The sequence below is a fragment of the Ureibacillus thermosphaericus genome (genome assembly GCF_002370195.2).
Taxonomy (GTDB): Bacteria; Bacillota; Bacilli; order Bacillales_A; family Planococcaceae; genus Ureibacillus; species Ureibacillus thermosphaericus.
On sequence record NZ_AP018335.1, the window covers coordinates 2341910 to 2354341 of the forward strand.

A 12432-nucleotide genomic window follows, 5' to 3' on the forward strand; every position below is an offset into this window, starting at 1 on the left:
AATCCTTTTTTAATGAAACTAAGTAAAAAAATGATGTCGTTATAAGGGGTCTTCGTTAAAATGGTATAAGGATTTAATTCCTTCTTCAGTAAGGACAGAGGAGTAAAGTGGTCATTTCCTTGAATAAGTGTATAAAAGCCATTTGGGGTTGTGGTGAGAAGTATTGAAATTTAAGTCATAATGGTGAGTACGCTTCATTTTATGAAATGTTAAATTTTTATATTAAAGGTTTTCTCAAATAAGGACGCAATGAAAATTAAAGAAGGGAAGAAAATACATGAGAAGCAGGTTTACAAGGGCGGTATTATTTGCAGCATTAATCATAATTCTGGCCTTTTTGTTCCAACAGATTACAATTCAATTTTCAGGTGAAGGGTTTGACACGCCGCAAGAAGCATTGCCAAAAGATGCAGAGTATGAGTGGATTGAAGGGCCGAAAACAGAAAAAGAACATCGATATTTCTTTTTGTCCAATGGAAACTATTTTGGTACGGGTGTAGTAAAGAAAAATTTGAAAGGATGGTCAAGCGGTAACGGTGTATACGCAAAGCTGCCAAAGCGTTTAAATGAAAATGAAATCACTTCCGCTCATTCTGATGGAAAAATTCTATATGGATTAATAAATAAAGAAGGACAAGTAGAAGTGATCGTAAATGGTGAAAAAGCAACATTGCTCAATCTTTCAACATTACCAAAAGAAACAATTGATTTATATAAGGTAAATGATTATTTCATTTGGTATGTTGATTTGGAAAAACTCCAAGATTCCGAACATTTTCATATAGTAGTCAAAAATGATAAAGATGAAATCTTAAGTGAATTATCAATATAATAACTGACTAGAAATAGGGAATAATTAATAGAAAATCTCTCTTTAATTTTTTTATTGTTAAGTATAAACTATAATTAGCATTATCCAAAATATTCATAGAATTCATGAATGTAGCATTTTTATACACATCGTTGAATTCTTGAATCTTTTGGAATAAAATTTAATTGCCCAAATGGGTCATAAAAATCTCTAATGACAAAACATAATTTTAATGTAATTTACTTATGAAGATAAGTGAGTTATGATTGGTCATGGAGAAAAGAACTAGCAAGCCTTTTCAAAATTTATATAGGGGGATTACATATGACAAAGAGCAACTTACACAACAGTCGTGCTTCTTTTGAGTTAAATGGTAAAACGTATTATTATTACCGTTTAGCTGCTTTAGAAGAAGCAGGCATTGCAAAAGTTTCACGCCTACCTTATTCAATCAAAGTATTATTAGAATCTGTTCTACGTCAATATGATGACTATGTAATCAAAGAAGAACACGTAAATAATCTTGCAAAATGGGCAGAAGGTGCAGATCCAGAAGGAGAAGTACCATTCAAACCTTCTCGCGTAGTTCTACAAGACTTCACTGGAGTACCAGTAGTAGTAGACTTAGCTTCTTTACGTTCTGCTATGAAAGAATTAGGTGGAGATCCATCAAAAATCAATCCAGAAATTCCTGTTGACCTTGTAATTGACCACTCTGTACAAGTTGACAAATACGGTTCTCCAACTGCTTTACAAGCAAACATGGATTTAGAATTTGAACGCAATGCTGAACGTTACAAATTCTTAAAATGGGCTCAAACTGCATTCGATAACTTCCGTGCTGTACCACCTGCAACTGGTATCGTACACCAAGTAAACTTAGAGTATTTAGCACCAGTTATTCACGTTAAAGAAAATGAAGATGGCACATTCGAAGCATTCCCAGATTCAGTAGTTGGTACTGACTCCCACACTACAATGATTAACGGTCTTGGCGTTCTTGGTTGGGGTGTTGGTGGTATCGAAGCTGAAGCTGGTATGCTTGGTCAACCATCTTACTTCACAATTCCAGAAGTTATCGGTGTTAAATTGACTGGTAAACTTCCAAACGGTGCTACTGCAACGGACTTAGCATTAAAAGTAACTCAAGTATTACGTAAACGCGGTGTAGTTGGTAAATTCGTTGAGTTCTTCGGTCCAGGTGTAGCTACATTGCCACTTGCAGACCGTGCAACAATTTCCAACATGGCTCCAGAATATGGTGCAACTTGCGGTTTCTTCGCAATTGACAATGAATCACTAAACTACATGCGTTTAACTGGACGCGATGAAGAACACGTTCAAGTTGTTGAAAAATACTTAAAAGAAAATGATATGTTCTTTGATCCAAACTTCGATCCAGTTTACACAGACGTATTAGAAATCAAATTAGACGAAATCGAACCAAACCTTTCTGGTCCAAAACGTCCACAAGACTTAATCCCGCTTTCTGAAATGAAAAAACGTTATCGTGAAGCGGTTGTAGCTCCAATGGGCGTACAAGGTTTCGGCTTAACAGAAGATGAATTTGCTAAAACTTCAACAATTAAATTTGAAGATGGCGAAGAATTAGAAATGCCTACAGGTGCTGTAGCAATTGCTGCCATCACATCTTGTACAAATACATCAAACCCTTACGTATTAATCGCTGCAGGTCTTGTTGCGAAAAAAGCGGTTGAACTTGGTATTAAACCACCAAGATGGGTAAAAACATCTTTAGCACCTGGTTCTAAAGTTGTAACAGGTTACTTAAAAGATTCTGGTTTACAAGATTACCTTGACCAAATCGGATTCAACACTGTAGGTTACGGATGTACAACATGTATCGGTAACTCTGGTCCATTACTTCCAGAAATCGAAGAAGCAATTAAATCAAAAGACTTATTTGTAACATCTGTTCTTTCTGGTAACCGTAACTTCGAAGGTCGTGTTCATCCATTAGTAAAAGCTAACTACTTAGCATCTCCACCACTTGTTGTTGCTTATGCTTTAGCTGGTACTGTAGATATCGACCTACAAAAAGATCCAATTGCGAAAGACAAAGATGGTAAAGATGTATACTTCAACGACATCTGGCCATCATCTGAAGAAGTATACGGCATCTTAAATAAAGTCGTTACACCTGAATTATTCAAGAAAGAATACGAAACAGTATTCACTGCAAACGAAAAATGGAATGCAATTGAAACATCAACTGAGTCTCTATACACATTTGATGAAAATTCAACTTACATCCAAAACCCACCATTCTTCCAAGGTTTATCTAAAGAACCAGCTCCAATTCAAGAGCTTAAAGGCTTGCGCGTAATTGCGAAGTTTGGTGATTCTATTACAACTGACCACATTTCACCAGCTGGTGCAATTGGTAAAGATACTCCTGCAGGTAAATACCTACAAGAAAAAGGTGTTGCAATCCGCGACTTCAACTCTTACGGTTCTCGCCGTGGTAACCATGAAGTCATGATGCGTGGTACATTTGCAAACATCCGTATCCGCAACCAAATTGCTCCTGGTACAGAAGGTGGATTCACAACTTACTGGCCAACAGGCGAAGTAGAATACATCTATGACGCTTGCATGAAATACCAAGAACAAGGTACTGGCTTAGTAGTTCTTGCTGGTAACGACTATGGTATGGGATCTAGCCGTGACTGGGCTGCAAAAGGTACTTACTTATTAGGTATTAAAACAGTTATCGCACAAAGCTATGAACGTATCCACCGTTCTAACCTAGTAATGATGGGTGTATTACCACTTCAATTCATGCCTGGTGAAAACGCAGAAACTTTAGGATTAAAAGGAGATGAAACAATCTCTGTTAACTTAACAGACGATGTAAAACCTCGCGATATCTTAACAGTAACTGCAGTTTCTCCAGACGGCAAAGTAACTGAGTTCAAAGCATTAGCTCGTTTCGACTCAGAAGTAGAAGTAGATTACTACCGTCATGGCGGTATCCTACAAATGGTATTAAGAAACAAATTAGCTGGAAAGTAATTTCTAGCAATATGAAAGCAGGTTGACTTGTTCAACCTGCTTTTTTTGAATAGTTGGGGGAAAGCGACTCAAGAAGTTGGGGAGAAGGGGAAAAGGGATTTTCCGGTCAAAAAAGCCAACCATAATAAAACGGCTTCGCTCTATTATTTTCGAGCTGAAGCCGTTTCGTTCAATTAGCTTTTATAAAAGTTCTTTTCTTAAATCTTCTGGAGATTTAGGAGATAGTAAGCCAAATGGAATATCAAACACTGTTTTAGCACCTTTATCTCCATTTTGACTTAATCGATATGCAGCACGTGCATAAGCTACCAGAGCGCTAGAAGTAAACATCGGATTGCTTTCAAGATTCAAACTAAATTCAATAATTTGTTTATGACCTTCGTCGCTTTTACCGCTTCGAATAACAAATCCACCATGAGGCATTCCGCTATGATTCTGCTTTAATTCTTCTTCAGAAATAAAGTGTACAGTTGTATCATATTCATCAAAATAATTTGGCATTGTTTTGATTTCATGCTCTACTTTTGCAGGATCTGCTCCTTCTTCTAATACGACAAAACATTCTCGAGCATGTTTTTCACGTGTTGAAAGTTCAGGATTTTCACCACTGCGCACACGATTTACCGCTTCATCAATAGGAATTGTATATTGTACAGCATTTTTTACACCTTGAATTCGGCGGATTGCATCAGAATGCCCTTGGCTTACACCTTTTCCCCAGAACGTATATGTATTTCCTACAGGTAATACAACTTCACCGAGAAGGCGATTTAAAGAGAATAATCCTGGGTCCCAACCAACTGAAATAATTGCAACTTTTCCGGATTGTTCAGCTGCAGCATTGACAGCATCAAAATAATCAGGAATACGTGCGTGTGTGTCAAAACTATCAATTGTATTAAAATATTGAGCAAAATATGGTCCCTGTTCTGGCAAATCTGTTGCAGAACCACCACATAATATCATCACATCGATTTCATCTTTATAAGATTGTGCATCGTCCACATGAAGAACTTTCACATTTGATTTAACAGCCACTGTTTTTGGATCTCGGCGCGTAAACACCGCCACTAATTCCATATCTGGATTTTGTTGAATCGCCGCTTCTACACCCCGACCTAAATTTCCGTAACCAACAATCCCAATTCTAATTTTACTCATAACTTCTCCTACCTCCTAAAACAACAAAAAATATATTTTTTATATTACCTCTTTGAACATCATTGTACAATAAATTTTTATACAATTCTTTGCATGAATAATAATCTTATCATTATTGTAATAAAACTATTAAGAAATAATCATTAGGTTTATATAATATTATTATGTATACTAAAATGTAATTATAAAATTAAAATATGTATTTAGTTTGTTCACAATCATGATTTTGATATACTGGTAGTGTATGACATCAAAAGATGTAAATAGGAGGATTTAAAATGAAAAAACTTTCAGCCATTGTACTTGCATTTGCATTAGTTTTCTCAAATGTTGGTGCAGTTGTATTTCACGATGGTGGGGACTTCACTGTTGAAGCCAAATCTTACAAATCAGGCAAAAAAGGTTTTAGCGGCAATAATGGTGCAACAAAAAACCGCATGACAAATGATGATGCTAGTACTAATGGTAGCGTTAACAAAGCAACAACAAATAAAAACGACAATAATACATCTACTTCCACGAAAAAGGGAGGTTTTTCTTCCGGTGGATTAATGAAAGGTCTTATGATCGGTGGACTTGCTGGATTATTGTTTGGAAGCCTATTTGCTGACATGGGATTACTAGGAAATCTCTTAGGCTTAGTTATTAATCTCGGTGCCATTTTATTGATTGCATATTTAATCATTAAAATTTATTTCATGATAAAACGAAAAAGCGAAAAAGAGGTTACGGAAAATTGGAGAAGATAACGTTATCTGAACAAGAGATCATTGATGCCGTTTGTCTATTCCACGCTAAATTTAAACATGTCAATCCAGAAGATGTGGAAGTAGAGTTGATGTATGATGATGCTAGTGGTTTTACAGCTGAAGCGTATGTAAACGGCGAAATGGAACCTTATAACACTGTTAATTTCATTACAGCAATTCGACTTTACATTGAGGAACAATTGCATCGAGATGCAATGTCAGCCCGAATTGTTTTAGAACTTCACGATGAAGAAGGAATCATTGCAAATATTGAATGGTAACGGAGAAGGCGTCTCGAGAGATTTTTCAAGACGCCTTCTTTTCATAAGTCGCTTTTTCCTTTGCTCCAAATATATGGGAATGCAAATTGACTTATAAGCAGTAATCCTGTCCAAAAGTACAATTGTTGGACAGGCCCTTTCAATTTCATGTCGACAACTAAAAATCCGTATTTTATTAATTTTCATAAAAATCAACTATTTTGTTTTCATTTGTTTTATGTTATGTTCAAAAAGAGATTTGAAATGAAAGTGGGATTCATATGACAATGGATGCTAGAAAAGTGTATAACGGAATTGTTTTACTAACAGGATATCTCCAACGATTATATGTATTTGAAAATATTCACCATGAATTAAACCTTCCTCATGATTCAGAACGAATTCAAAAGGTGAAGGAATTATTTGATGATACCCTTGCAATGTTACCTATTTTTGAACAAGCAAAAGAACTCGCTCCAACCCAAGTTAATAAGTTAAAATCTGTAACTAATGAAGTAGAGAGTTTAATGGCAAGTTATTTTAAAGATGAACCTGTCTCGTTTCAAGAAAAGTTGGCTTATGTTGGGTCAAGCCTTTATGCTGAACAACATGTAAATTTAGGAATCATCCGCCTTGGTAAAGTATTTCAGGTGGAAGTGAATAGAGATTTCGAAATGCGTACGAAGTTTTATGAAGAGCGAACTAAATTCATTGATACGATTGTTTCTTTAATTAAGAAAAATCAACAAATTGAAGATAAAGCGATGGAAATTATTGAATCTTGGTATACAAATGTCAAAAACAATAAAGAAAATATTCTCAATGATCTCAAATTGATCAATACATTAATTGGTTTTTAAGACAAAAACTGATGGAAGGATATAGTCCATTCACATCAGTTTTTTCATTTTAATATAATATTTAATTATCCAGAGGCTGCCAATATATCGCATTAGAAGCTTTATATTCATCGTATCTCACTATCCAATTTTTGTAGAGTAGGCAAATCGTATAAGTATCAGTATTATTTCCAAAAAACTCCCCAAATATAGATGGAAAAAATTGATATATCTCGCATCTCTCATTTGCATGATTATTTCATTGAGGTATACTGTTTTAGAGGTGATATCATGTTTTTCAGCGAAAAAGAAGTAGAAATCCGCTATGCGGACACCGATCAAATGGGGGTTGTCTACCACGCAAACTACCTTATTTGGATGGAAATGGGCAGAACCCAACTCATTCGTGATTTAGGGTTTAACTACGCAAAATTAGAAGAAATGGGTTATGTTTCGCCAGTCATCGATTTATCCATCCAGTATAAAAAATCAATGAGATATGGACAAATTGCTAAAGTACGTACATGGGTAGAACAACATGACAAATTGCGGACTACATATGGTTATGAAATTTTACATGAAGATGGTTCTGTTGCCGCAAGTGGCACGACTGTAAATATCTTAGTAAAAAAAGACGATTTCAAACCTGTTCCACTTCGAAAAGTTGATCCTGAATGGGATTCAAAATATAACGAAATTGCTCGAACAAAAAAAGAAAAAACTTCTTAATAAAATGAATGACTAGTTTTATGGCTAGTCATTTTCCTTTTTAACGATAATTCTATATTGGATGAATCATTTTTGATATAATGACGATTGTGAGTAAAAAGGAGGGATGTTCATGGTGCAAACTGTAGAATTAACAAAATGTTTTATCGTCTTAACAAACACAGCCCGAGAAGCGATTAAGGAACATTTTACCGATGAACATGCCTTTTTTAGTTTACAATCATCATTTTTTGTTTTTTTAGAAAAACAATCGATAGAAGAAACATCCCTATCCCTTACTATTTATTTTGACAATCGTCGAAATGAAAAATTATCGAAAAAAATGAACGAACGCGTCGTGATTTTAGACTGTGTATTTGATATAAAAAATGGCCTTATAGCGAAAAGTTTCCGAACAAAGGGTAAACATACACCCGTTGATACAAACAGACGAAAGGGCATGCGAATCCATTTCGTCCCTTCTAGAATCAATGGCCATTCTTACTCAGAGCACTTTATAAAAACCATCGCTCAATTACCTGTAGCACAAGAAAAATACGACTATGTAAATAAACGGATTTCAAGCTGGGAAGGTTATTTAAAAGTTTTATATAAAAATGCCAACATCGATGACATCGAGGCAAATATCCAATCCATTTCTTACAGTTCAGACTTTTCAACGGTTTCATTAAAGGTACGTGGTATTCACGATAAAGAGTGGAAATCGTTAAAAGGGATGAACGCTTATGTTCATGGCATAAAAAATGAAATTGGGGAAATTGTCAAAACAAATATTCAACATCAAACCATCGAAATTGAATTAGCTCCTCAAATAAGTAAATTAGCAAAAGAAAATGTTTTTGATTTTCATACGGATTCCATCACCTTTAGCAATGCCTCGACAAAATCTCAGTTAAATCGTCTTTTAAAAGGCTTCGATCGACTAAAAGAAGGACTTGCCGCAAATCCTAATCTAGAAAACTTTTTATTTGAAGATGTTCCAAACGTAGCACAACGCAATAACCATCTTGATATTGAATTCCATAACAATTTAAACAAATATCAAAGAGAAGCGGTAAGGGGTGCGCTAGAAGCTGAAGATTTATTTGTCATTCAAGGCCCGCCTGGCACAGGTAAAACAACCGTTATTTCTGAAATTTGTTATCAAAACGTCAAAATGGGGCTAAGAACGCTTATTGCCTCCCAATCAAATTTAGCTGTTGATAATGCCCTTGGAAGACTACTAGCAAATAAAGATATTCGAATTTTACGATACGGTCGTACAGAAAGCATTGAAGAAGAAGGCAAAAAATTTATTGAGGAAAATGTTGCAGAATATTGGAAAACACAAACCTTTGATGCCATTTCGAAGGAAATTAACCAACATGAGCATAAAGAAGAATTATTACAAAAAGAAATAGAGGATTACAAAACGCAAATTGAACAGCTAACAGAAAAAGTAGCTCAACTTGAACGTGATATTTTGCGAAAAAAGGAAGCCGAGAAAGAATTAAAAGGTATATTTGAGTCGATTGCTGAGCTAAAGAAACAAATTATCTCTAATAATAAAGAAAAAGAAAAAACCGAAAAATCAATCGAAACATTGCAAAACTCTTTAAACGAACGGACAGAAAAGCTCAGAGAAATCGAAGAAACGATAGCAAGCAAAGGTCTTAATCAAATTCAGCAAGAAATTAAAGACGCACAAAAACACATTCGAGAAAGTGAAAACTTAATCAACTATGTTCATGTGGAACAAAAATTGAATGAAGCACAAGCTGAATGGCAACGAGTAGTAGATGAAATCACAATATTGAAAAGAAAACAAGAGGAATTCAGCGATACGTTTAACCAATTGCAATCTTATAAAAAATTAGAAGAAGTAGAAGGATTTATTGAAACTCATGGAATCAAAAGAGGGTTTGTCATTAATCAGTTGCTGCTTGATATGGACAAAATTTATCAACAAATATTGAAATTAAAACCCGCGAAGCAAATTTCTGAACGGATTGAAAAAGCCATTGAATACAATGAAAAAACATTAAAAATTCAAATAGAGCCCGTTCAGCTGCCGCCAAATCATCAATATTCTTTACATGAAGTGAATGAGTTTCTAGATAAATTAGCGCTTGCTTTTAAACAACAAAAAATCAATCGCCAAAATGGAATTCCTTCTATACGCGGCCTATATATCAGATGGCTTTATGTCAATGAGCTATTATTGCAATTCAAAGGATTAGCAGAAGAATCGAAAACCGTTTTTGAAAAATTAAAAATGGAAGTTGCGGAACAATATTCACTACAATTAGGGCTTAGCGAACAACATATTCAATCGTTAAGCCAAAAAGAGATGCAACTGCAACAATTGATTCAACAATATCATCAAGAACTAAAGAATTTCCAAATAGAAAACACAGATTTCATACCATCTATTGACGAGTTACAAGTTATCATCGACGCATTAAATGAAAAGATTTCTTCACTAACTGAACAACAAGCCAATTATCAAACATATGAACATGAAAAAGCTCAAATCAATCAAGAGATTGCCACAATTGAAAAAGAACTTTCCAATGGTGGAGAATTATTATCGACCATACATAAAGAATTAAAAGAATTACATCGACAAGGCATTGTTTTAGAGAAAAAAGCTGAACAGTTGCAACAACTCATAAAACAAAATCCTGAGTTCGAACTGGAACAAACGAAAGAAAAAATTAAGGATTTCCAATTAAAAATTGAAAAATTACATCAACAAATTGAACTGTTGCCAATCACAAAGGAAATTCAAAAAGAATGGTTTTCATTACTAAATAATTCTACTGAACACGATTTAGATGAAATCCGAAAACTATATGTGAAACATGCAAATGTGATTGGTACAACTTGTGTTGCTTCCGCAAATAAAGATTTTATGGACAATTATCCTATTTTTGATGTCGTCATTATTGATGAAGTATCAAAAGCAACACCGCCTGAATTATTACTTCCAATGTTAAAAGGGAAAAAAATTATTCTTGTCGGCGACCACCATCAGTTGCCACCATTAATCGGTGACGATACATTTGAAGAAACATTGGAAGTAGTTATGAAAGAAAGCGACACTTTTGAAGAAAAAAGGGAACTCGAGAAGCTTTTGGAAGAATCATTATTTGAACGCCTATATAAAAATTTACCTAGCACAAATAAGAAAATGCTAGGAATTCAATACAGAATGCATGAAAAGATTATGCAAACCATCACTCCATTTTATAGGACCGGCAACGAGTCCTTACATTGTGGTTTAGATAATTCTGATGAAGCAAGAGATCATAAATTAAATGGAAATTATGTAAAACGCCATGAACATTTATTATGGTTCGATCTACCAAACGAGCCACATTACTTTGAAGAAAGAATGAAGGAAGGCGCTAGTTTATTTAACTCTTCCGAACTAGAAACAATACGGAAACTATTAATCGATTTAAACGAAGCAACTGCAAAATCAAAAGAACAAGGCTTACTTGAAAATGATGCTTTAAAATCCGTTGGTGTGATTAGTTTCTATCGAGAGCAAGTAAATCGAGTTAATTTGTTAATAGAAGAGTTGAATTTGTCCCATTTACATATTCGGACAGGCTCTGTCGATAAATTCCAGGGTATGGAAATGGACGTTATACTACTAAGTATGGTTCGAAACAATCCACATGGAGAAATCGGTTTTGCAAAAGATTACCGCCGGTTAAACGTTGCATTATCGAGAGCAAGAGAATTACTGATGATTATTGGCAGCTCAGAAATGTTCATGAATCGACCAAAAGCAAAGAACACTAAAGAAATGTATCAATATCTATATGAAGTAGTGGAAAAACAACAAGGTATTCGAAAAATAACGAAGGAGACGTTCTTAACATAAACATGGAACTCCATCAAATACAGCAACAATTAATAAAAAAGCTTGAAAAAGAAAAATCTGCTTTAATCATTCATACGGATATTTGGTGTATTCCGATGCATACGTATGAAATCACTTATCAGCCAGTTCGAAAGAGGACGATGGATATATTAATGAAAATCTTACTTTTCTCTTGCCAAAAATCAACTTTCGAAAGGGCTGAACAGCTCAGTGAAATTTTACTGGTAGAGCCACTATTTATAGAAGATTTATTACGGAAAATGCAAAAAAATGGGTTGTTGATACGGGAAAATAACTATTATCAACTTACCGAAAAAGGAATGAAACAATTTTCTCTAGGAGTATTTGAAGAGGAATTAGAACCCGTAGCAATAGAGCTACTATATAGCCCTGTACATCATCAAATCGTAGAAGGCGATATTGAGGAAGTATTAGACTTTGATGATTTTCCGGAACAAATCTATCGTTATATACGTAATGAAGAGGGGCCAGTAAGTGCACCTTTTATGATGAAAGCAATACAAAACATGCAAGCGACGGAACTGGAAGAAGATCATCAAGAAATCAAATCCATACTATCAATGGAAAATACTCAAGTAAATGATGTCCCTTGTATCGAATTCATTATTTGGAACGCTGAAAACAAGGAATTATTTATCCGCGTATGGAATACATTATTTAATAGTTGGGATCAACAATTAGAACAAGAATTGAATGAGAAAGAGAGCTCGGAATGGCTAACAAAAATGCAGAGTAAAATAAAATAACCTAATATTGCAAATCCCTATTAAATGTGTTAGGATTATCTTAATTTTATAAGGATTCAAAACTTTCTTATCAAGAGAAGCGGAGGGACTTGGCCCAATGAAGCTTCAGCAACCTCTAACGATTGTTAGAAAGGTGCTAATTCCAGCAAGGCTATGCCTTGGGAGATAAGAGAGTGCGTACATGAAATGTTTGTACCCTCTCATTT

9 protein-coding genes and 1 riboswitch are annotated in these 12432 nt (G+C 34.7%); of the genes, 8 read left to right on the forward strand and 1 reads right to left on the reverse strand.

Annotated features, from left to right (window positions below):
* The first annotated feature begins 277 nt into the window (after nt 1–277).
* The gene (locus UtA1_RS11265) at nt 278–832 is read left to right on the forward strand and encodes a hypothetical protein (RefSeq protein ID WP_016838075.1); all 555 of its coding nucleotides are present in this window, start codon (nt 278–280) and stop codon (nt 830–832) included.
* A 303-nt stretch (nt 833–1135) separates the two neighbouring features.
* A complete protein-coding gene (gene acnA / locus UtA1_RS11270; RefSeq protein ID WP_096551091.1) occupies nt 1136–3847 on the forward strand; it encodes an aconitate hydratase AcnA in 2712 nt (903 codons plus the stop codon).
* 180 nt (nt 3848–4027) lie between these two features.
* Here the strand turns inward: acnA and UtA1_RS11275 are convergent, their stop codons facing one another.
* Nucleotides 4028–5008, reverse strand: a complete 981-nt coding sequence (locus tag UtA1_RS11275; RefSeq protein ID WP_016838077.1) for a diaminopimelate dehydrogenase — start codon at nt 5006–5008, stop codon at nt 4028–4030.
* Nucleotides 5009–5286: 278 nt separating this feature from the next.
* Between UtA1_RS11275 and UtA1_RS11280 the strand changes: the two genes are divergently transcribed.
* The 6 genes from UtA1_RS11280 (at nt 5287) to UtA1_RS11305 (ending at nt 12226) form a co-directional block, all read left to right on the forward strand.
* Complete coding sequence (locus UtA1_RS11280; RefSeq protein ID WP_096551093.1) at nt 5287–5757, forward strand: hypothetical protein; 471 nt, start codon at nt 5287–5289, stop codon at nt 5755–5757.
* A complete protein-coding gene (locus UtA1_RS11285; RefSeq protein ID WP_096551094.1) occupies nt 5745–6038 on the forward strand; it encodes a YxcD family protein in 294 nt (97 codons plus the stop codon). Before UtA1_RS11280 ends, UtA1_RS11285 begins: the two co-directional genes overlap by 13 nt.
* Nucleotides 6039–6298: 260 nt before the next feature.
* Nucleotides 6299–6877, forward strand: coding sequence for a transcriptional regulator (locus tag UtA1_RS11290; RefSeq protein ID WP_096551096.1), 579 nt, complete (start codon nt 6299–6301; stop codon nt 6875–6877).
* A 270-nt stretch (nt 6878–7147) separates the two neighbouring features.
* The gene (locus UtA1_RS11295; protein ID WP_096551098.1) at nt 7148–7585 is read left to right on the forward strand and encodes an acyl-CoA thioesterase; all 438 of its coding nucleotides are present in this window, start codon (nt 7148–7150) and stop codon (nt 7583–7585) included.
* A gap of 112 nt (nt 7586–7697) precedes the next feature.
* The gene (locus UtA1_RS11300; RefSeq protein WP_096551100.1) at nt 7698–11459 is read left to right on the forward strand and encodes a DEAD/DEAH box helicase; all 3762 of its coding nucleotides are present in this window, start codon (nt 7698–7700) and stop codon (nt 11457–11459) included.
* Nucleotides 11460–11461: 2 nt separating this feature from the next.
* Entirely contained in the window at nt 11462–12226 is a 765-nt protein-coding gene (locus UtA1_RS11305; protein WP_096551102.1) for a hypothetical protein, read from the forward strand.
* A 64-nt stretch (nt 12227–12290) separates the two neighbouring features.
* A riboswitch (SAM riboswitch) is annotated at nt 12291–12398 on the forward strand.
* Nucleotides 12399–12432 lie beyond the last annotated feature (34 nt).